The following is a 22,920-nucleotide window of genomic DNA, read 5'->3' as shown; positions in this document are numbered from 1 at the left end:
AAATAGTAACTTTATAAAAAATAAAAAATTAATGAATTTGATTAACAAATTAGGAATTGCCAACGCAATTATGCTAGTATTGTGTTTTTTGATTATTCTTTTTGCTGAATACCTTTTTTTAACAGGCGAAAAACTTCATGGAATTTTTCTTGGATTATGGGCTCCAACATTATTAGGTGTAATGATTTTTCTAAAACTGATTAAGAATGAGCGTCGATAACATGATCTTTTATTTTTCTATTATTGTAATTATATGCGTTATAATCTGGGCATATTTTATGATAAATGAATTTAATAAAGCAAGTAAGAATTAAATATTACTCTATTTTTTCTAGTAAAACAATAGTATACATAGTTGTAAAATTAACTTTTCCATCTTTTACTTCTACTTTTTTATCAGAATAGAAATCTCTTAGTTTTTCTCCATTCTTAAAAACGGTAGAAACATCTAACTGTATATTTTTATCTATCAGATTCATTGCCACTAACACTTTATCCTCTTTTCTAGTTCTAGAAAAAACCAATCCATTTTTATCAGAAATTAATTGATGTTTTCCAGCTCCTATAGCCATATGATTTGCTCTAAACCGCCCTAATTTTTGCCAGTGTCTTAGAATTTTACTAGTATCTGTATTGGTATTTATTGCATCCCAATTCATAAATGATCGTAAAGTTGCATCGCCTACAGTGCCTTCTATTGTTAAATCTCTGGCAGATTCATCACCATAATAAACTTGCGAAGACCCTGGTGATAACAACAACATTGTTGCGGTTTTATAAGGCATTTCTCTTTCTTTATCAAAAGGTTGCCCATCATCATGAGAGGTCATATAATTTAAAATCCTGTAACCTTTTAATTCATTATTTAAAATGGAATCATATGTATAAAAAACATCTTGTTCTGCCATTTGTTTAGCATTCCATTTCATTTCAAAATTGATTAAACTATGAAATCCTTTGTCAAAATAATTTACTTTTTTATCACTAAAATTAAAAGTTCTCCCAGCCGAAATTCCATAATTATAAACCTCACCAACTAAATAAAAATCGTTATTATCTAAAACTTTTTCAGGATTATTCTTTTTATAATCAGCAAAAGCAACATCACATTCAACCTTAAATTCTTGCCAAACAAATTCTTCTGTATGCTTTACCGTGTCTACTCTGTAACCATCAATTCCGAATTCAGTAATATAATCTGTCAACCATTTCATAATATAAAAACGCGGCGCTCTTGGATGCCCAGTTCTTGCAAAAAAATCATCTAATTCTTTAACTTCTTGTTCATAACGTCCTTCTGCTTTCCATTTTTCTACTAAATGTTTTGGCAATGCTGCAGCTTCATTACTTTCTGTTTTAATATCTGGCAGATTTTTTACAAGTGTGCAGGTAATTGTATTTTGATACGTATCATATTTGCATTCTGGTTCTGTTCTTACCCAATCGCTTGGCCAAACTGGATCTTTTTCTGTAACAGGACCCGTATGATTAATAACAGCATCTAACAAAATCCGAATTCCGTTTTTATGAGCAACAGTTACTAATTCTTTTAAATCTTCTTTGGTTCCAAAATTAGAATCGACTGAAGTCCAATCTTTTGTCCAATACCCATGATACGCATAAGACAAGCCTGTACCTTCGTCTGTACCTCCATGAATTTGCTCTACAATCGGCGTCATCCAAATAGCGTTAATTCCTAAATTAGTAAAATAACCTTCTTTAATTTTTTGTGTAATTCCTTTAATATCACCTCCTTCAAAACCTCTTAACTTGCCCGTTTCTTTGGTTCTATCAAAATTAAGATCATTGCTAGTATCTCCGTTATTAAAACGATCTGTTAACAAAAAATAAATGTTAGCGCCATCCCAAGTAAAATCTTTTTTAGAAATTTTATTTTCTGTTTTATTTACTTCAGAATTAATTTTACAACTAAAAATAGTTGATAGCACAAAAATTAAAAATATATTTTTCATCATAGGATTTTATTGAAGTTGAAGAATAAATGATTCTAATGGTTTGATATCAATTCTTACTGTTGCTTGGTTGTTTTTAACAAATAACTTTGCTGAATGTTTTTTATACAATTGGTCTTTTAAGGGATATTCTCCATCCTTTAAATTCCACTTTTCAATTACATCTTGTGGCAAACCCAGCTCGAAACCATATATGTTTTCTGAATTAAAGTTTGAAATCACAATCAATTTTTCTGTATCACTCCAACGCACAAAAGACAACACTTTTTCGTTGTACCATTCGGTATTTTCACGATTAAATTGATGAATATCTTGGTATGCTCCCATCAAGGCATCCGAAGTAATGGTAAAATTTAACAAACGTTTGTAAAAGTCTCTTAAAGCCAATTCTTCTTTTGTTGATTTTCCGCCGTCAAACTGATTATTATTCGCCCATCTTTGAATTGCTGGTACACCCACATAATCAAAAATTGACGTTCTAGAAGAGGTTCCAAATCCCGGGTTTTCAGAACCATCTTCACCAAATTCTTGTCCAAAATAAATCATCGTTGGCGCCGTAGAGATTGTTGCAGAAACTACCATTGCTGGTTTTGCTTTATTTGCATTTCCTGCAAATTCTGGACTTGCAATTCTTTGCTCATCATGATTCTCTAAAAAGTGCAACATATGATGCTCAATATCTTTTAAATCTTCTTGAATTGGAGGAATATGATCTGTTAATCCGCGACCTTGCATCACGTTCTTAATGGTATCGTATAACTGAACTTTATCATACAAATAATCCATTTTTCCTTTTTTTATGTAAGCTCTGTACATTTTAGGATTGTACACTTCTGCTAATAAAAATGCGTCTGGATTTTTCATTTTAATAGCAGAGTTCATGTAACTCCAAAATTCTACAGGCACCATTTCTGCCATGTCATATCTAAAGCCATCCACCCCTTTTGAAATCCAATAAAGCGCAATATCTCTAAATTTTATCCAAGAATTAGGTACTGTTTTATCTTGCCAAAAAGCAAAATGTTTTTTATAATCTTCATTTTCAAATCCTGCTGGTAATTCATCAAAATCTTTTTTACCTTCTGGAGAAATTCCATAATTTACTTTTACAGTTTCATACCAATCATAAAAACTTGGTTTTGGAGAACGCGAACCATTTCCTGTCCATTTTGCAGGATTTTCATCAAACTCTCTATCCGATAAAGGATGATTTTCTCCGCCTAATGGCACATATCCATTTAAAAAATCGGGTACTTGAAACTCCTTTTTTGGAACATAATAAAAGTTATTATTTACATCATATTCAACTAATTTATTGTCATCAGCTCCAAAATCTTTCGTTCCTTCGGGATTTGATATACTTTGATAATTTCTAGCAACATGATTTGGCACGATATCAATCAAAACTTTCAAGCTATTTTTATGAGAACGACCAATTAAATTTTCAAATTCTTGCAATCTATTTTCGATATTTACAGCCAAATCAGGGTTTACATTGTAATAATCTTTTACTGCGTAAGGAGAACCTGCTCTACCTTTTACAACATCTGGATCATCGTTTGAAATGCCAAATTTTGTGTAATCTCTAATTACATCGTGATGCGGAACGCCTGTATACCAAATATGCGTAACTCCTAAATCTTTAATTTCAGACAAGGCTTTATCTGTAAAATCATTAAACTTTCCTACTCCATTTTCTTCGATAGTTCCCCATGGTTTGTTCGTGGAATTTGTGTTTCCAAACAGACGTGTAAAAACCTGATAAACAACTATTTTCTTGTTTAATTCTTCAACCTTCATGTTCTTTTCTGATACTTTTTCTGATGAACAACCAACTACTATTAATAAAATTAAAACGGATAAAACGCTATTTATTTTCTTCATAATTGATTGCTATTTTAATGTTATTTTTACTTTTAATTCTTTATTCGGATTCCATTTTACAGGAATAGAAAGGGTGTTATTTTCTGATGAAATACGTTTTCTTTTTCTGTTAACCTTTATCTTTTTAGGATTCCAATTGATATTATGTATAATTAATGTAATTTCTTTTTCTGATGAATTCCAATTCTCACCAAGTTCTGCTTCAAAATCAATTTCTAAATATCTTCTCGTTAGTTCTGCTTCAAATTCTAAAATTTCATATTCCCCTTTTTCAAAAGCATTAGAGAGCAAACCATTATCGTTATACAGTTCTCTTTTACTTTCTTTAACGGATGCATCAAAATAATAGTGAATTTCTAAAGTATTACCGTTATAATCATCCGTAGTTTGCACCAATTTAGTCATCGGAATAAATGTACCAGATCTCACATACGTCGGAATTGTATTCTCCTCCACTTTTACCGTGTTAGTTTGTCCGCCTTCCACTTTTTCATCCGTATAAAAATTCACCCAATTGGAAGTTTTAGGAAAATAAATTTCTTTCGTTTTTACCGAATCTTTTAAAATCGGAGTAATTAAAAAATCTTTTCCCCATAAATAAGTTACCGCGTTTGTCATTAATTTTTCAGCCTCCTCTTCAAAGAAAATAGGACGCATTAAAGGGGTTCCTTTTTGATGATTCTCGAATGCTAAATTGTAATTGTAAGGCAATAATTTATAACGCAATTCAATAGCTACTTTTGCTAATTTCTTGGCTTTATCGCTTCTAAAAACAGGTTCACTTGGCACATCTTCTTGCGCGTGCGGTCTAAATATTGGTTGAAAAACGCCATACTGTAACCACCGCGTGTATAAGTTATCGTCTAAATTTGCGCCTGCAAATCCGCCTAAATCAGAGTGCATATAGCCCAAACCTTGCATTCCCATTTGTAAGGCAATTTCTGGTTGAGACTGCAAACCGCCCCAAGTTCTGTTTACATCTCCAGACCACGGAATCATACCAAATCGTTGCGAACCAGAAGATCCTGCACGCATTAAAATAAAAGGTCTTTCATTTGGGAATTCTTTTTGATATCCTTCAAAAATTAATCTTGCCCAATCGTGACCATAAATATTATGAATTTCATCTGCTTTTTTGTTATAGAAATTTACCCAAGACGGTAATACTTCTGGCTCTCCTAAATCTCCCCAAAGTCCTTTTGCTCCTAAATTTAAAAGATTTTTATAGATACTCCAAAACCATTCTTTTCCTTCTTTTTTATAAATATCTACAATGCCCGTATTTCCAAAATAGAAGTCATATTTAGCAGAATTACCAATAGAATCGGTTGCTAGAACTTCTTTTTCATCGGCTTCTTTCCATTTTTTAGAAGTTGATAAAATAAAAGGTTCTGTAATTAAAACAGTTTTAACTCCTTTATCTTTTAAACGAGAAATCATGCCTTTCATATCAGGAAAAGAATCTGTATCTACTTCTAAATTACCCATGGTTCCTTTTAACTCTTTTCCAAACCAATACAAATCTAGAATTATAGCATCGACAGGAATTTTTTCCTCTTTAAATTTATCAATAGTTGCCGCTGTTTCTTTTTGAGAATGATAGCCAAATCTGCTCGAAAAATTACCTAAAGTCCATCTTGGTGGCAACGGTTGTTTTCCTGTTAAATTGGTGTAATTATCTATTAAATCTATCCACGAGTCTCCTACAATAACTTGATATGTTTTTCGTCCAGAAATCGTTTCATAGGTTAACGAATTGTCATTTTTACTATCTAAATCTAAATAACCAATGGGTGCATTATCAAAATGAAGCATGTATTTTTTTGATGAAATTACTAACGGAATTGTAAAATTCATTAATTCTGCATGCGTTTCATAACCGTATTGCGCTCTGTTATAAAGTGCCAAACGGTTACCTCTTCTGTTCATTCCTAAAGCTCTTGCGCCTCCGCCAAATAAAACTTCATCCGTAGTTAAATTGAATTCAATTTTTTCTGTTTCATCAGCAATAATATTTCCTTTTACCAACTCTAAAGGAATGTGTTTTGATTTAAAATAGCCCTCTTTTTCTGATGTAATAAGATTGTTTTGATAATAATATGAAATCTTAAAAGGCGATTTTTGAACTTTTACCGAAATACCTTTGGAATAAAAATTAACAGAAATTGATGAATCACTGAATCGAGCATCAGAATAAATAGGTTTTAAAACTACCGCATGAGAATCTTTATTAAATTGTTCATCTAATGGAATAAAAGTAGTTTCAACTATTTTAGTATTATAAAATTGAATTTTATAAACCCCATCATTTACTTCAATATTTAAGAATTCACCGTCTTTAAATTCAGCGCTCTTAAAAACTCTATTTGAATTTTGAGCAACCGAAAAAGCTGTAATAAAAACGGATAAAAAAAGGATTTTATAATTCTTCATATTTAATTTTTATAAGTTCTCTATACAATTCCGATGAAAAATCGGAATCACTCGAACTGTCAGCTTTTTATAATTTAGATTTCAAAGGGTTTAAAAACCTTTAACCTCTTTATTTTTCTAATTATTCTTTTAATAAAAAAGACAACGGAATATGTATTCTTTTTTGCCAAGATTTTTCTGAATGATCCGCGTCTGGAAAAAATAAGTTTCTATAATTTTCGATTGAATATCCTTTTTTATAATATAAATCATCTACAAGAGATGCATATTGAGGATAATGACGATCTAAAGTTTTGTCTCCATAATCAAAATAAATTCTGTGCGTTTTAGGATCTGGAATATTTGCATCTACATATTTAAAAATTGCACTAGGAAACGGGTTGTTTTCCTCCGCCATTCCGCCTACCCAATGAGTAGATAAACAGGCTGCACCTTCAAAAACAGCTGGATATTCAGAAATTGCATACATAGACATTAAACCACCCATAGAAGAACCTGCTACAAAGGTGTTTTCTTTATCAGCATGCACAGAATACGTTGCATCTATATATGGTTTTAATTCTGAAACTATAAATTTTAAATAATTATCGCCTTTAAAATCAATCGAAAAATCACCTTCTTTTGCTCTTTTATAAACACCTTCTTTTCTATCTTTATCCATAAAATCCATCGCTTTTTCTGGAAATAAATCTTGCCAACGAATATCTGGAATGTTATGAATACCAACAACTATAAAATCCCTGGTTATTTTTTGAGCCATTAAATCTGTGGCAGCTTCATCAATTTTCCACTCTTGTTTGTTCCAAGTTTTTGTAGAATCAAATAAATTTTGACCATCATGCATGTATAAAACTGCATATTTTTTTTCTGCGGAATAAGCACTAGGCAACCAAATATCAACAGGTCTTGGAGTTATATTTACTGAAGGAAAAGAGTCTACTCTTAATAATTTTCCTGATGCTAAAACTGCATCTTCAACCACAGCAGATTTAATATTTTTAAAAGCTTCTGTATTTTTTGAATTGCAAGAAATTAGCAAAAAAATGGACAAAAGAACACTTAAATTTTTCATTATAATCTAGTTTTTAGGGTTTTAGTTATACGCTATTCTACCTCAAAGTAGAATCGATCAAACTTAAAGAGCAATTTAAGAAATTAGAATTTTGTAGTTAAAATAAGATTTCCTTTTTTTGATAATTTTATTTCATCACCCCAAATAAAAGCTTCACCAGTTATAATATTCTTTAACTTTTTGCCATTCAAACCTATTTCTGAATATTGTTTTAAATCAATCGTAATTGGTTTGTCATTTTTGTTGATAATATGCACAACCGTTTCATCATTCTTAATTCTGAATAAAAAATAAGTGCCCATAAATGGTGCAAAATGAACTGTTTTTCCGTCATGAATTGCAGCACTGTTTTTTCTATAATTTAAAACTTTACTTACAAAAGATTGCATCTCTTTTTGAACATCCGTTAAACCTTCACCTGTAAATGCATTTACTTTATCGCCTTTCCAGCCTCCAGGAAAATCGGTTCTAATTAATCCATGATCACCAGGGTTTGCAGTATCGTTCATTAAAATTTCTGTTCCGTAATAAATTTGCGGAATTCTAGGCATCATCAATAAATAACCCAGCGCCATTTTTGCGTTCGCTGCATCTTGATGCACTTCTGTAAACAACCTGCTTTTATCGTGATTATCTAAAAAAGCAACCAAATCTTTAGGTGTTTTATAATGAAAATCATTTGCTAAACCTTCATAAATTTTTATCAAACCTTGGTCCCAAGCTTCTTGTTCATTAATTCCTTCTAAAATAGATTTCATCATCGGGAAATCCATTGGCGATTTTAAATTTGATTCATACCCATCTTTATTATTTGCGCCTTTTTGCCAATAGCCAACGATTAAAGGATTATAACTCCATTCTTCGCCAGTAATAGAAAAGTTAGGGTATTCATTCATAATAGAACCCGCCCAATTACTCATAAATTTTTTATCTGGATACGGATAGGTGTCTTGACGAATTCCGCCTAAACCCAGCGTTTCAATCCACCAAATACTATTCTGAATAATATATTTTGCCATAAATGGATTTCGCTGATTTAAATCTGGCATTCCTGCAACAAACCAACCTTCGTTATTTCCTTTTCGATCAATCTCTGAAGCGTATAAATCTTGATTTGTAGTTCTTCTATGATTCGAGCCAATATTTGTTTCATTATTCCAATTTTCTATATTGTCTTCATAGTTTTTCTGATTGTTTACCCAATCATCAAAAGGCAGATCTTTCATCCACCAATGTTCTAATCCACAATGATTTGCCACTTGATCCATGATTAATTTCATTCCTTTTTCACGCAATTCATCCGCTAAATTTTTATAGTCATCTAGGGTTCCAAAACGCGGATCAACTTGGTAATAATCTGTTATTGCGTAGCCGTGATAAGATGCTCTGGGAGTATCATTTAATAAAACTGGAGTTGGCCAAACTGCTGTAAAACCCAAATCTGAAATATAGTTGATGTTATTCGTAATTCCCTTTAAATCACCTCCATGACGCTCGTAACCATTTGTTCTATTTAAAGAGGTATCTTTTAAATTATTATAAACATCATTGCTTTCATCAGCATTTGCAAAGCGATCTGGAGTAATTAAATAAATAGCATCCGCACTTGTAAAACCAACATATTCATCAGCTGATTTTTCTCTTGATTTTAATTCGTAAGTATGTGTTTTTGTTGTGCCATCATCAAAGGTAAAAACAATGTCAAATTTCCCTGCTTTTGTTGATGCATCAATCTTTAAATCAATAAATAAATAGTTTTTACTTCTTGCTTTGTTCACTTTTATAATAGAAACGCCTTCATAAGAAATTATAGGGTTTGAGTTCCCAATATTTTTTTCTTTTACTAAGAGTTGTAACGAAGTATCCTTAAAACCAATGAACCAATTAGGGGGCTCAACTATCTCTAGAAAAGAATTGGTTACTGGTATCTCTAAAGTTTCTTTTTTATTTTGCATTTCTTTTTTTTGACAGGAAAATAAAAATACAATAACTATTAGTACTGATAGATTTTTCATTTTTATTGATTTTACTAATTATACCTACAAGGTTTTAAAAATCTTGTAGGTTTTTAGGTAATCGTTTCGTGAATTTACACTGTTACTAAATTATCTGGAGAAACAATTATAGGTTCGCCATTTACTAAAATATGTACATCAAAAGTTCCTTCTAACTCAAAATCAGTTTTATTTTGATGCACGTTTACTTTTATTATCTGATTTCTAAAATTCACTTTAAATGAATACGATTTCCATTGTTTAGGTATTTTTGGCGAAAACGATAAGGTGTTATTTAAAATTCTCATTCCTCCAAAACCTTCTACAATACTCATCCAAGTTCCTGCCATAGAAGTTATATGTAAACCTTCTTCTACTTCGTGATTGTAATCGTCCAAATCTAAACGAGAAGTTCTTAAATAGAACGTATACGCTTGTTCTATTCTATTTAATTTTGCAGCCTGAATACTGTGTACACAAGGCGATAATGAACTTTCATGCACCGTAAAAGGTTCATAAAACTCAAAATGACGTTCTAATTCTTCGGTAGAAAAATGATCTTCGAACATATAAAAACCTTGCAAAGTATCTGCTTGTTTTATATATGGTGAACGCAAAATCCTGTCCCAACTCCATTTTTGGTTGATCGGTCTTTGGCTCTGATCTAAATCTGTAACCGTAATTAATTCCTTGTCTAAAAAACCATCTTGCTGCAAGAAAACATTATGCTTTTCTGAAAAAGGGAAATACATATTGTCAGCCACATTTTTCCATTTTGATAATTCATCTTCAGAAAAAGTTGTTTTTTCTTTAATTCGGATGTAATCTGAACTGTGATTAGTTTTAATCTTTTCTATATTTTCTAACGCATAATTAATACACCATTTTGCAATATAATTTGTGTAAAAGTTATTGTTGATGTTGTTTTCATATTCATTAGGACCAGTTACTCCTAAAATCATAAACTTATTTTTATCCGAAGAAAAAGTTGCTCTTTGTTGCCAAAAACGTGCAATCGCAATTAAAACTTCTAATCCTTTTTCTGGAATATAGGTTGTATCATTTGTAAAACGCTCGTAGTTAAAAATAGCAAAAGCAATGGCGCCATTTCTATGAATTTCTTCGAAAGTAATTTCCCATTCGTTGTGGCATTCTTCGCCATTCATAGTAACCATTGGGTACAATGCTGCTCCGTTATTAAAACCAAGTTTTGCGGCATTTTCAATGGCTTTTTCTAAATGATTGTATCTGTATTCTAATAAAGTTCTTGCAACTTTTTGGTCTTTGGTTGCCATGTAAAAAGGAATACAATACGCTTCTGTATCCCAATACGTGCTTCCACCATATTTTTCGCCAGTAAATCCTTTCGGACCAATATTTAAAGAAGCATCGGTTCCTAAATAGGTCTGATTTAACTGATAAATATTAAAACGAATTCCTTGTTGTGCTTTTACATCACCAGAAATTGTAATGTCTGACATGTGCCAAATTTGAGCCCAAGATTGTTTTTGAGTTTCTAATAAAGCCTCAAAACCAAAACTTACGGCTTTGTCTAAAACGTCTTTTGCTGCAGCAACCAATTCGTCTTTATCATGATTTCTATCAACTACATAACCACCAAATTTATGAATGGCAAAAGTTTGATTTTTTTTAATTTCTTGCTGATAATTGCAAGAGGTGTAATTTGATGTTTTCTCTACATTACAGCCGGTAATAACCTCATCGTCATTTATAAACAATCTAGATTCCATAAAAGTACACGTATAAAAATGTGTTTTCATGGTTCTTGCCTCAATGTAAGATTGTTGATTGTTTTGAGAAACTGCTAAAACATCCCAAAATTGGTCATCCCAATTGGTGTCTACATTTGTTATTCCTGCATCTAAATAAGGAGAAAAAGTAATTTTTGCATCCAAATTTAAAGGAGTTACTTCGTATTTAATTGCACCAACTTCATCTAATTCTAGACTTAAAAAACGTTTTGAATCTACCTTAATTTTGATTCCGTTTTGTAAAACCGCCTCAAAACTTCTTGACAACCAACCTTCTTTCATGTTGAGTTCTCTTTTAAATTTCAACACTTCTTTGCAGGTATGTAAATCTAGTTTTTCGTCGTTAATTTGAACGTTAATTCCGATCCAATTTGGCGCATTTAAAACCTTTGCAAAATACTCTGGATATCCGTTTTTCCACCATCCAACTCTTGTTTTATCAGGATAATAAACACCACCAATATAACTTCCTTGAAACGTTTCTCCTGTATAATTTTCTTCAAAATTAGCACGTTGTCCCATGGCTCCGTTACCAATGCTAAACAAGCTTTCTGAAGATTTTACTTTATCTGAATTAAATCCCTCTTCTATGATAGACCATTCATTTGGTATGATATAATCTTGATTCATTTTTTTTTATGATATGAGAACAAATATGCCAAACTGCTTCGCTAATGGACTTCTTATTGTTCTGTTATTTATTTTTTATTTTTTAAGATATATAACTATTAGAAAATAGATTTTAGGTTGTTTTCTAATCAAACAAATTACTATTTAATAAGATCTTTTTAAAGTGATAAACATCAAAGATTTCTCTATTGTCTTATCTCTTTTCTCAACTCTCTTTTAGCTTTTGTCTTGATTCTTTTTTCTATTTTCTATTTTCTATTCTCTATTTCTTATTTATCAATCAACTCTTGTATAAACTCGATACTAATTTCTGTAAAATCTCTAAAGTTAAATTGTGCTTCAGAAAGTATATTTTTATCACCAATACCAATACTTATCATGTTTGCAGCATTTGCAGCTTCTACACCAGCAACAGCGTCTTCAAAAACAATACAATCTGCTGCGTTTACACCTAATTGCTTTGCCGCTAGTAAAAAAACTTCTGGATCTGGTTTTGCTTTTGTTACATTATTACCGTCTACAATTGCATCAAAATAATGTAATAAACCAACTTTTTCTAAAATAGGTTGTGCATTTTTACTTGCAGATCCTAATGCTATAGGAATGTTATTACTTTTTAAAAATTCTAAAATTTTAGGTACATCTGGTAAAATTTCTGATGCATCCATGTTTTCTATATACTTTAAATAGTCTACATTTTTTTCGACCATCCACAAATCAAATTCTACTTGTGTAGCTTCTCTATTACCAATTTCTAACAAAATTTCTAAACAGCGTTTTCTACTAACACCTTTAAACAACTCATTTTGTGCATGTGTAAATTCGAAACCTAATTCGTTTGCTAACTTTTTCCAAGCTAAATAATGATATTTGGCAGTGTCAACAATAACTCCGTCCAAATCAAAAATAAATCCTTTTTTCATCTCTTTTTAAATTTCATGTATCATAAAATGAATAAAAACTTCATGTATTTGTCAATCGCTATGCGATGATGTAAAAATTTTTATTAGCACTAAAAATAAGTAATAATTTTAAGTACGCTCATTTCATTTTAATTTTCTTCTTGATAACTAATAGCGTTTTTATCGGTAATTAATAAGTTACATAAACCTGCAATTACCAAACTGATTCCTGCAATAGTCATTGCGTTGATAGCTTCTTCACCTAATAAATTAGATACATAATTGATTCCGCCTAAGGCTGCAATAATTTGCGGAATTACAATAAACATGTTAAAAATCCCCATAATTACGCCCATTTTCTTAGGATCTACCGCACTTGATAGCATTGCATACGGCATCGATAAAATACTACCCCAAGCAAAGCCTATTAATACAAAACAGTATTTTAAACTTTCTGGCGATGCATAATTCATCAGTAAAAAACCAATACCTCCTAAAATCAATGAAAATAAGTGTACATATTTTCTGTTGATGTTTCTTTTAGAGGTGTAAAAAGTTAATAATAGAGCAAATGCCATTGAAGATAAACCGTAAATTCCCATTGCAGAACCCACTGAATTAGAAGATTCTTGAAACTTTGTGTTTGCAATATTAAATGCTTCTGCTTGCACTGTATCTGCCATATTAAAGGCCGCTTCTAAAGGTGCTGGTGTATGAAAAATATGTTCTGTTAAAGCAGGGTTTGCCATAGACCACATTGTAAAAAATGCAAACCATGAAAAAAACTGAATAACGCCCAATTTTTTCATGGTGCTTGGCATGCTCCCAATATTGTTTATAATGTCTGGGATAAAGTTGTTCTTTTTTGCCTTTTCAAGTTCAAACTCTTCCATATTCTCTGGTGGATATTCTTCTGTTTTAAAAACAGTATAGAGAATACTTGCCATAAATACCAAAGCGCCAATTGCAAAAGCAACTTTTACAGACATTGGTACAACACCAGATGCTGCTTCGTTACTAACTCCTAATTGAGAAACCATCCAAGGTAAGTTACTGGCAATCCAAGTACCAATACCTATAATTAATGTTTGAACTACAAAACCATAAGATCTTTGAGATTGTGGTAATTTGTCTGCCACTAAAGCTCTAAAAGGCTCCATAGAGATGTTTATAGACGCATCTAAAATCCAAAGAAAACCAGCTGCAACCCATAATGCAGGCGAATGAGGAACAAAAAATAAGGCAATAGAACTTAAAACTGCACCTACTAAAAAGTACGGTTTTCTTCTACCCCATTTTACACTCCAAGTTCGATCGCTCATATAACCAATAATTGGCTGTACAAGTAAACCTGTTAACGGTGCTGCAATCCAGAGCAAAGGGATATCTTCCTTTCCTGCTCCTAATGTTTGAAAAATTCTTGACATAAACCCACCTTGAAGGGCGAATCCAAATTGTATTCCTAGAAATCCAAAACTCATGTTCCAGATTTGCCAGAAGCTTAATTTACGCTTTTCCATTATCGAATATTGTAAAATGAATATTGCGATAAGTTTTTAGACTTATCAATTAATAAATTTTGTGGAATGTAATTTATTGATAAACCTTAATATGATAACAAATATATGTTTTTTTTAAGAAGTTGATAAAAAATAGCAATAAAACTTACGACGACGGTTTCGTAGATTCTCGTATTTTTAAGTCGCTTGAAATCACTATTTTCTTAGGTCTGTAAATTTCAGTTTCGTTTTCTATTCTTTCAATTAATAACTCTACAGCCTGCATACCCATTGTAAAACCATGTTGTGCTATTGTTGTAATAGAAGGTGATGAATATTCGGAGATTAATCCATCAGTAAAACCAATTATCGAGATCTCATTTGGGATACTTAAACCTTTCTCTTTCGCTATTCTCATTGAGTTTGCTGCATAAATTTCATTCACGGCAAACACTGCATCGATGTCTTCCTTGAAAACTTTTTCTATTTGAGATTTGATATCTTTTTTCTCATCTACCTCAACTATTAAATTTTTATCGGTTTTAATGTAAGCTTCTATCAATGCTTTCTCATATCCTTGTCTTCTTAAAGCGCCCACATTTACATGGTTGGGAGTGGTTATTAAAGCTATTTTTTTGCGTCCGTTTTCAATTAAATGTTTTGTTGCTTTATAGCCTGCACCAACATCATCAACCACCACTTTATCACATAAAATTTCATCTACTACTCTATCAAATAATACCAAAGGAATTTCTTCTGCAACCAAATCAATAAAGTGCTTAAAATCTTTATTTTCAAGTGTTTCACTAGCAATTGAAACAATTAAACCATCTACACTACCGTTAGACAAAACCTTTAAAGTTTCTACTTCTTTCTTGTACGATTCGTTAGAGAAACAGACCATAATATTGTAGCCTTTTTTGTTAGCGCCTTCTTCTATACCCATAATAACGGTAGAAAAGAAATGATGTACAATTTTAGGCAGTATTACTCCTATTACTTTTGTTTTTTGATTTCTAAGTTGTAGTGCTAAATTGTTCGGTTTATAATTGTATAGATTAGCATACGCTTGAATTTTGTCTTTAGTTTCAGAACTTATTTCGTGACTATCTCTTAAAGCTTTTGAAACTGTTGATGTAGAAACCCCTAATTCTTTGGCTATTGTTTTTATGGTAATTTTTTGCTTCATTTTTTTGGAAAAAGTCAGTTTTTAATGTTAATTTTTGCTAATTTAATGATAATCCCTTAAAGAAAGTTGTTAACACGAAACCGATTTCGTGACTTTTATCATATTGAAAAGAACAATCTACATGCTATATTTACAGTGTGGAATGTAAGTTTATTGTTAAGACAAATCAAATTTACAGTTATTATTTAACAAATTATACATGAAAAAATTTAAATTATTGTTAATTGGACTTCTTTTAAGTACATCATTTACAATGTTTGCACAACAAACAGTAAAAGGTGTTGTAAAAGAAAAAACAACAGGTATAGCTTTACCTGGTGTTAGTGTAGTAATAAAAGGTACAAGTAAAGGTTCTCAAACAGACTTTGACGGTAACTTTATTCTTGAAAAAGTAAATACTGGTAATACACTAGTTTTTAGATATCTGGGGTATGCAGATAAGGAGATTGTTATTGGTTCTAATTTTAACTTAACAGTTGAACTTGAAGAATCTTTTGAGCAATTAAATGAAATAGTTGTTGTTGGTTATGGTACAACTACCGTAAGAGATGCAACGGGTTCTGTAGAAGCAATTTCGGAAAAAGAATTTACAAAAGGTAACATTGTTACTCCAGAAAACTTATTAAGCGGGCGTGTTGCAGGTGTAAACATTACAACAAGTGGTGCTCCTGGTTCTGGTTCTCAAATTAGAATTCGTGGTGGTTCTTCTTTAAACGCTTCTAACGATCCTTTAATTGTTATTGATGGTTTGCCATTATCTGGTGTTAACTTATCAAGTATTAACCCAAGTGATATTGAATCTTTCTCTGTATTAAAAGATGCTTCTGCAACTGCAATTTATGGTTCTAGAGGTGCAAATGGGGTTATTATAATTACTACTAAAAAAGGTAGAAAAGAATACTCTTTAGATTACGATTATCAAATGGGTTTTGGTGAAATTAATAATAGAGTAAATGTTTTTGATGGCAATGCTTTTAGAGATTTAATAGCACAACAACGACCAGATAAAGTAGGTTTGTTAGGCACAGCTAATACAAATTGGCAAGATGAAATTTATCAAAAATCGGTATCAACACAGCACAACTTAACAGCTAGAGGTCAAATTTTTGGTGCAATACCAACAAGGCTTTCTATTGGTTTTGCTGGCATAGAAGGAAACCTTTTAACATCACAATTTGATAGAGCAACCGTTTCTTTATCTATGAATCCATCGTTTTTTGACAATCATTTTAAAATTGCTTTAAATTATAACAGAGCTTTTGAAGATAATAGATTTGCAGATTCAGGTCAAGTTAATGCAGCTTTGCGTTACGATCCTTCACAACCTGTATATGATTCTACTTCTCCTTTTGGCGGGTTTTATCAGCATTTAACAAGAACGCCCGGTGGAATCTTAGTTCAAAACGGTACAAGAAATCCTGTTGCTGCATTATTACAAAACAACAACACTTCTAATGTGTTTAGACAATATGGTAATTTAAAACTTGAATATAACTTTCATTTCTTACCAGAATTAACCATAACTGCCAATGCAGGTTTTGACAAATCTACTGCTAAAGGATTCGTTTTAAGCCCGTTAAATAGCCCATCAAATTATACTGATTTATTTGTAGGTAACGATTCTGGTTATACAAATAATGTTTTAAATGAATCTTTTGATGCGTATTTTACGTATGTAAAAACTTTTGATAAGTTAAAAGCAGATGTAATGGCTGGTTACTCGTATCAGTCTTTCGATGGTTCTGGTAACAATACCGGAAATACTAGAAATCCAACAGATGCTGGTACTACTACTTATGTTAATACTCCAGTTGCTTTAGTTGGTTTTTTAGCAAGAGCAAATTTAACTTATAATGATAAATATTTATTAACGTTAAACTACAGAAGAGATGGTACTTCTAGATTTGGTCCAGAAAATAGATGGGGAAATTTTGGAGGTGCAGCTTTAGCTTGGAGAATGAGTGATGAAGAATTCTTAAAAGATAGTAAAGTAATTTCTGAATTAAAATTGCGTGCTTCTTATGGTCTTAACGGTCAGCAAGATGGTATTCAAGGAGATTTATATTTAGACAGATATCGTTTTGGAAATCAAAACTCACAATATTTATTTGATGGTTCTCCTATTCAATCTACAATTCCTTCTCCTAGAAGTAATTTAAAATGGGAAAACACAGCAACTGTAGAGTTAGGTGTAGACTTTGGCTTATATGATAATAAAATTACAGGTTCTATTAATGCATTTCAAAAAAATTCAACCGATTTATTAGCAACTGTTGCCGTGCCTGATGTTGCAAACTTTACAAACAGAGTTACTCAAAATATTGGAGATCTTCAAGTAAATGGTTTAGAGTTCACTATAAATTCTGATATAATTAAAACAGCAGATTTAAACTGGAACTTAAACTTTAATGCTACTTACCTAAATAGAGAGATTATAGATTTGGGTGATAGTGGTGATATTGATGTTGGAGGTATTTCTGGAGGAACTGGTAGATTTGCTCAATTATATAGAGAAGGCTACGCACCTAATTCATTTTATGTGTTTAAACAATTATACAACACAGCAGGACAACCAATTGAAGGCGCTTATGCAGATTTAAATGGCGATGGTATTTTAAATACTTCAGACAAATATTTAAAAGGAAATCCTCAAGCAGATGTTACCTTTGGTTTTCAATCTAGTATCGATTATAAAAACTTTGATATAGCTTTTAACTTAAGAGCTAGCGTAGGTAATTATATTTACAACAATGTAAACTCTTCATCTGCTCAATACGATTTATTATTAGATAATGCCGTTTTAGGAAACATTCCAACATCGGTGTTAAATACTAATTTTAATACTACTGCAGATGTTATTGCTTCTGATATTTATCTAGAAAACGGTTCTTTTTTAAGAATGGATAACATAACTTTGGGTTATACTTTTGATAGACCAATCAAAAAATTTGCATCAAACAGCATTCGTTTATGGGCTGGTATGCAAAATGTGTTTACGCTAACAAACTATTCTGGTTTAGATCCAGAGGTGTTTGATGGAATTGATAATACTACCTACCCAAGACCAAGAACTTTCTTACTTGGAGCTAATATCAAATTTTAATTACTAAAAAATTTATAATGAAAAAAATATTTAAAATCGAACGAATAGCAACAATATTCCTGATCATGGTAATTGCTTTGTCTTCTTGTACAAAAGACTTAGACATTACACCACAAGATGATCAAGATTTATTAGGAGAAGATTTCTTTAAAAACGAAACAGCCTATAAAGAACTTTTAGCAGGTGTATATGCAAACCTATCTTTAACAGGTATTGACGGCCCAGAATCATCAAATATTCAAGGATTAGATGCAGGTACAAGTCAGTTTGGTAGAGTATTATTATACTTACAAACATTGTCTGCAGACGAAATGATTTGGTCTTATGAAAACGATCCTGGAACACGTGAAATACAACGTAATATCTGGAATGCGGATGATCCAATCATTTTAGGAATGTTTGGTAGAAGCCATGTAACAATAGCTTTTGCAAATAACTTTTTAAGAGAAACTACGGATGCAAAATTAGCAGAAAGAAATGTTTCAGCAGCAACAAAAACTGAAATTGTAGCTTTTAGAGCAGAAGCAAGATTATTAAGAGCAATGTCTTATTATTATATGATGGATTTATTTGGTCAAGCAAATTTTGCAACAGAAAATGATGCAATTAATGCAAAACCACAAACTTATAATAGAAAACAATTGTTTGACTTTGTTGAATCAGAATTAATTACAATTGAAGCAGATTTAAAAGCACCATTGCAAAACCAACATGGTAGAGCAGATAAAGGAGTTGCCTGGATGATTCTTGCTAAAATGTATTTAAATGCAGAAGTTTATATTGGTGAATCTAAATACACAGAATGTATTACAGTTTGTAAAGAAATTATTGCTGGCGGTTATACATTAGCTACTAGTTATGCTCATAACTTTATGGCAGATAATGATGTAAATTCAGCTAAAAATGAAATTATATTTCCTTTAATTTCTGATGGAACTTTTACTCAAAACTACGGACCAACAACGGTTATGGTAAATGGAGAAGTTGGTAGTTTAGAAGCTAATGGTGCTGCACTTGGTGTTGGTGCTGGCGGTTGGGGTGGCGCTTTAAGAGTTAGAAAACAATTTGCGCTATTATTTAATGATGGTATTTATAATAATGATACTAGAAATACTTTAATTTCTGGAACAAGAAGTATAGAAATTACAGATATTTCTGATAAAGATCAAGGCTATATCATCGAAAAATATTCAAATGATAAATCTACTGGCGGTTTTGGTGCAGACCAAACATTTGTAGATACAGATTTTCCATTATTTAGATTGGCGGATGTGTATTTAATGTATGCAGAAGCGCAACTAAGAGGTGGTACTGGCGCAACTACTGCTAATGTAGAAAACTATATAAATTCTTTAAGATCAAGAGCAAACAACCCACAAAACAATCTTACAATTGCAGACATTACTTTAAGTTTTATCTTAGATGAAAGATCAAGAGAATTACACTGGGAAGCGCATAGAAGACAAGATTTAATTCGTTTTGGTAAGTTTACAGGTGGTTCATATAACTGGGCTTGGAAAGGAAATGGTACCAATGGTATTGCTTTACCTGCACACATGAAATTATATCCAATACCTTCTGCAAGTTTAGCATCTAACCCTAATCTAACTCAAAATGCTGGGTACTAATATTAATAACAAACTACAAATGATGAAAAATATAAAAAGATTTTCAGCTATTACAATCATCGGAATCCTATTTTTAGTTTTCAATTCTTGTGATGATACTTCTGAAATATTTACAATTTCAGCGCCAACAGCGCCAGTTTTGGCAGATCTTGGTTTTACAGATTTACAATTAGATGCTGTAAATACAGGAAATCCTGCAGTAACTTTAAATTGGAAAGATGCAGCATATGGGCAACAAGCATCCATCAATTATGCAATTCAGTTTGCAAGTGATGAAGCTTTTACAACTCCTATAATTCCTGCTACAATTACTGGTAAAACCTCTATTACTTTATCAGTAAACGAAGTAAATGCAGCAGCGGGTAATGCAGGTTTAAATCCTTTTGAATGGGGAACTTTATATGCAAGAGTTGTTTCTTCTTTAGGTACTCAAAATAGCGAAAAAACAATTTCTAACGCTATACAGTTTAATGTATATCCTTACTACAATTATGTATTTAATGATTATTATTTAGTGGGTAATGCTACTTCTGCAGATTGGAATAACAACAATAACAACCCTGCATTATTTAGAGATCCAAATGATAAAAATACATTTTATTACACAGGATTTTTTGGAGCTGGTGAATTTAAAGTTCTAGAAGTAAAAGGCTTATGGCAACCACAATGGGGTACAAATGACAAGTCAAGTATCGACGTTAACCCAGGTGGAGGAAGTGATCCAGGAACTTTTCCTAATAATAATTCGGCTATAACTGCATCAGGGTTCTATACCTTTAAAATAAATTTTGCAAGCAAGACATTTAATTTTGAAGCTTTTAATGCTACTGGTAAAATGAGTCCAGCAAGTTTAACTTTAAAAGGAACTAGTACTGTTGATGTTGCCATGGCAGCTTTAGGTTTTGATGGTCATATTTGGTATGCAAATAATGTAAGATTAACTCCTGGAGATGTAGCTTTTGTTACTGGTGCAGGTGCTAATTGGGGAGGTTCAACTTCTTTTTCTGGAACAGCAACCAATGGTGGTGGCTCAGTTCCTGTTATCGTAGAAGACGATTATAATGTATGGTTTAATGATTTAACCGGCCAATATATTTTAATCCCATTAAATTTATAGTATCAATTTAATTTTTAAAAGATAAAAAATGAAAAATTATATAAAAAAATTAAGTTACTTGTTGCTTTCATTTACCTTAATACTAGGTTCTTGTGAAGTAGAAGAAAGCTTAACATTAACTAGTCCAGAGGCATCATTTACGCTAGACACGCCTGGAATTAGCACTGTATTTTTAAACTTTGCACTTCCTAATAATCCTGCTTTTACAATTTCTTGGAAGGATCAATTAAGTTCAGGTGCAGATTACACTATAGAAATGGCTACGGATGCAGATTTTACAAGCCCTGCAACCTTAGGAACAACAAATAGCAGTAATTTTTCTATGACTGTTGATGCTTTTAACAAAGCAATTAATAATGCAGGTGTAACTAATTTTAGTGATGTTGCAATTTATATGAGAGTTAAAGCTGGCAGTAATACAACAAATACCATATTAATGTTAGTAACTACCTTTCCTGTTAATGCACCTACTTTTACTGGTGTTAAGGATGGAGATGTTTTTGTATTATCATTAGATAATAATGATGCGCTTGCGGTTACTTTTGGCTGGAATGATCCAATACTAGACTCATCGTTACCAGTAGATATAGAATACATTTTAGAAGCTGCATTGCCAAATACAGATTTTGCAAAGCCAATAGAAGCCGGAAAAGTTAAAAATATGAACTCTATTTCGTTAACGAATGCGCAATTAAATACAATTGCTATTCAAGCTGGAATTCCTGTAGACACTGCTGGCAATGTTTCTTTTAGAATAAGATCTATTATTACAGATGCAGCATCAGGAAGTATTTTAGAAAGAATTGCAACTCCAATAACAATCAATGTAACAACTTACTTAACCGTTTTAGATTTATCTACAACTTGGGGTGTGGTTGGTTCTGCAGCAAATAATTGGGGCGCAACTCCAGATTTACCTTTCTTTAAAACAGCTGTAGCTGGTGTTTTAACAGCGTATGTTAATTTAGTTGCTGGTGAGTTTAAATTTAGAGAAAATAACGATTGGGCTAACAATTATGGTAGTGATTCATCAACCGGAGGTACAATAACTTCTGGCGGAGGAAACCTTACAACTACTGGTGGTTCTTATAAAATAGTATTAGACCTAAATAATTTAACATATTCTATAGAAAGTTTTTCTTTAGGTATTGTTGGAGGTGCTTATAACAATTGGGGTGCAACTCCTGATTTTATGTTAGAATATGATCAATATTCTGATGTTTTTAGAGGAATTGTTACTTTAATCGACGGAGAAATGAAATTTAGAATGAACAATGATTGGGGAACCAATTATGGTGATAATGGAGCAGATGGAACTTTAGAAGACGGTAGTGCAAACATTGTTGTAACTGCTGGTATTTACATTGCTACTGTAAACCTAAAAGATTTAACCTATTCTCTAGAAAAAATAGACCATGTTTGGGGCTTAGTTGGTGGCGCGTATAATAATTGGGGCGCAACTGCGGATGCTAAATTTAAAAGAGATTGGTCTAAACCATTTAACGATGTTTGGTTTTTAAATAATGTGACTCTTATAGATGGAGAATATAAATTTAGAGCTAACAATGATTGGGGAACCAATTTTGGTGATAATGGCGGAGATGGCGTTTTAGAAAATGGTGGAGCAAACCTTGTTACTGTAGCAGGTACTTACAGTTTTGTTTTAGATTTCTCTAATCCTGATGCACCTACGTATACAAAAAATTAAATTTTAATATAAATTT

General features: G+C 31.8%; 14 protein-coding genes. 5 read left to right on the top strand and 9 right to left on the bottom strand.

The window, feature by feature from the left end; translation table 11 throughout:
• Window positions 1-31: 31 nt before the first annotated feature.
• On the top strand, window positions 32-220 hold the full coding sequence (locus tag BTO16_RS02640) for a hypothetical protein (RefSeq protein ID WP_105021486.1): 189 nt from the start codon (window positions 32-34) through the stop codon (window positions 218-220).
• Between the two features lie 97 nt (window positions 221-317).
• Here the strand turns inward: BTO16_RS02640 and BTO16_RS02635 are convergent, their stop codons facing one another.
• The 9 genes from BTO16_RS02635 to BTO16_RS02595 all read right to left on the bottom strand — a co-directional run bounded on the left by BTO16_RS02635 (window position 318) and on the right by BTO16_RS02595 (window position 15,348).
• Complete coding sequence (locus BTO16_RS02635) at window positions 318-1,973, bottom strand: alpha-amylase family glycosyl hydrolase (protein ID WP_105020106.1); 1,656 nt, start codon at window positions 1,971-1,973, stop codon at window positions 318-320.
• 9 nt (window positions 1,974-1,982) lie between these two features.
• Window positions 1,983-3,857: an alpha-amylase family glycosyl hydrolase gene (locus BTO16_RS02630; RefSeq protein ID WP_105020105.1), complete on the bottom strand. Its 1,875-nt coding sequence runs from the start codon at window positions 3,855-3,857 to the stop codon at window positions 1,983-1,985.
• 9 nt (window positions 3,858-3,866) lie between these two features.
• Window positions 3,867-6,290, bottom strand: a complete 2,424-nt coding sequence (locus tag BTO16_RS02625) for a TIM-barrel domain-containing protein (protein WP_105020104.1) — start codon at window positions 6,288-6,290, stop codon at window positions 3,867-3,869.
• A 121-nt stretch (window positions 6,291-6,411) separates the two neighbouring features.
• Window positions 6,412-7,362: an alpha/beta hydrolase-fold protein gene (locus BTO16_RS02620; protein WP_105020103.1), complete on the bottom strand. Its 951-nt coding sequence runs from the start codon at window positions 7,360-7,362 to the stop codon at window positions 6,412-6,414.
• Window positions 7,363-7,445: 83 nt separating this feature from the next.
• Window positions 7,446-9,317, bottom strand: a complete 1,872-nt coding sequence (locus BTO16_RS02615) for a glycoside hydrolase family 13 protein (RefSeq protein ID WP_245891943.1) — start codon at window positions 9,315-9,317, stop codon at window positions 7,446-7,448.
• Window positions 9,318-9,451: 134 nt separating this feature from the next.
• On the bottom strand, window positions 9,452-11,758 hold the full coding sequence (locus BTO16_RS02610) for a glycoside hydrolase family 65 protein (RefSeq protein ID WP_105020101.1): 2,307 nt from the start codon (window positions 11,756-11,758) through the stop codon (window positions 9,452-9,454).
• A 269-nt stretch (window positions 11,759-12,027) separates the two neighbouring features.
• A complete protein-coding gene (gene pgmB / locus BTO16_RS02605) occupies window positions 12,028-12,681 on the bottom strand; it encodes a beta-phosphoglucomutase (RefSeq protein ID WP_105020100.1) in 654 nt (217 codons plus the stop codon).
• Between the two features lie 128 nt (window positions 12,682-12,809).
• On the bottom strand, window positions 12,810-14,180 hold the full coding sequence (locus tag BTO16_RS02600; RefSeq protein ID WP_105020099.1) for an MFS transporter: 1,371 nt from the start codon (window positions 14,178-14,180) through the stop codon (window positions 12,810-12,812).
• A gap of 145 nt (window positions 14,181-14,325) precedes the next feature.
• The gene (locus BTO16_RS02595; protein WP_105020098.1) at window positions 14,326-15,348 is read right to left on the bottom strand and encodes a LacI family DNA-binding transcriptional regulator; all 1,023 of its coding nucleotides are present in this window, start codon (window positions 15,346-15,348) and stop codon (window positions 14,326-14,328) included.
• 199 nt (window positions 15,349-15,547) lie between these two features.
• On the opposite strand from BTO16_RS02595, the gene BTO16_RS02590 reads away from it, so the two are divergent.
• The 4 genes from BTO16_RS02590 to BTO16_RS02575 are packed head-to-tail and all read left to right on the top strand — an operon-like array spanning window position 15,548 to window position 22,904.
• Window positions 15,548-18,451, top strand: coding sequence for a SusC/RagA family TonB-linked outer membrane protein (locus tag BTO16_RS02590; RefSeq protein WP_105020097.1), 2,904 nt, complete (start codon window positions 15,548-15,550; stop codon window positions 18,449-18,451).
• 17 nt (window positions 18,452-18,468) lie between these two features.
• Window positions 18,469-20,079 carry a RagB/SusD family nutrient uptake outer membrane protein gene (locus BTO16_RS02585; protein ID WP_105020096.1) on the top strand — a complete coding sequence of 537 codons (1,611 nt, stop codon included), beginning with the start codon at window positions 18,469-18,471 and terminating at the stop codon, window positions 20,077-20,079.
• A gap of 19 nt (window positions 20,080-20,098) precedes the next feature.
• Window positions 20,099-21,196 (top strand): SusE domain-containing protein, encoded by a 1,098-nt coding sequence (locus BTO16_RS02580; RefSeq protein ID WP_105021485.1) that lies wholly within the window; start codon window positions 20,099-20,101, stop codon window positions 21,194-21,196.
• Window positions 21,197-21,224: 28 nt separating this feature from the next.
• On the top strand, window positions 21,225-22,904 hold the full coding sequence (locus BTO16_RS02575) for a SusE domain-containing protein (protein WP_105020095.1): 1,680 nt from the start codon (window positions 21,225-21,227) through the stop codon (window positions 22,902-22,904).
• The last annotated feature ends 16 nt before the right edge of the window (window positions 22,905-22,920 follow it).

The organism is Polaribacter glomeratus, assembly GCF_002954665.1.
GTDB lineage: Bacteria > Bacteroidota > Bacteroidia > Flavobacteriales > Flavobacteriaceae > Polaribacter > Polaribacter glomeratus.
The sequence above is the reverse complement of the archived record's forward strand: the minus strand, read 5'-3'. Positions and strand labels throughout refer to the sequence as shown.

Coding starts and splice junctions, on each gene's coding strand:
- BTO16_RS02640 (WP_105021486.1), top strand. CDS start 32: ATGAATTTGATTAACAAATTAGGAATTGCCAACGCAATTATGCTAGTA.
- BTO16_RS02635 (WP_105020106.1), bottom strand. CDS start 1,973: ATGAAAAATATATTTTTAATTTTTGTGCTATCAACTATTTTTAGTTGT.
- BTO16_RS02630 (WP_105020105.1), bottom strand. CDS start 3,857: ATGAAGAAAATAAATAGCGTTTTATCCGTTTTAATTTTATTAATAGTA.
- BTO16_RS02625 (WP_105020104.1), bottom strand. CDS start 6,290: ATGAAGAATTATAAAATCCTTTTTTTATCCGTTTTTATTACAGCTTTT.
- BTO16_RS02620 (WP_105020103.1), bottom strand. CDS start 7,362: ATGAAAAATTTAAGTGTTCTTTTGTCCATTTTTTTGCTAATTTCTTGC.
- BTO16_RS02615 (WP_245891943.1), bottom strand. CDS start 9,317: ATGCAAAATAAAAAAGAAACTTTAGAGATACCAGTAACCAATTCTTTT.
- BTO16_RS02610 (WP_105020101.1), bottom strand. CDS start 11,758: ATGAATCAAGATTATATCATACCAAATGAATGGTCTATCATAGAAGAG.
- pgmB (WP_105020100.1), bottom strand. CDS start 12,681: ATGAAAAAAGGATTTATTTTTGATTTGGACGGAGTTATTGTTGACACT.
- BTO16_RS02600 (WP_105020099.1), bottom strand. CDS start 14,180: ATGGAAAAGCGTAAATTAAGCTTCTGGCAAATCTGGAACATGAGTTTT.
- BTO16_RS02595 (WP_105020098.1), bottom strand. CDS start 15,348: ATGAAGCAAAAAATTACCATAAAAACAATAGCCAAAGAATTAGGGGTT.
- BTO16_RS02590 (WP_105020097.1), top strand. CDS start 15,548: ATGAAAAAATTTAAATTATTGTTAATTGGACTTCTTTTAAGTACATCA.
- BTO16_RS02585 (WP_105020096.1), top strand. CDS start 18,469: ATGAAAAAAATATTTAAAATCGAACGAATAGCAACAATATTCCTGATC.
- BTO16_RS02580 (WP_105021485.1), top strand. CDS start 20,099: ATGATGAAAAATATAAAAAGATTTTCAGCTATTACAATCATCGGAATC.
- BTO16_RS02575 (WP_105020095.1), top strand. CDS start 21,225: ATGAAAAATTATATAAAAAAATTAAGTTACTTGTTGCTTTCATTTACC.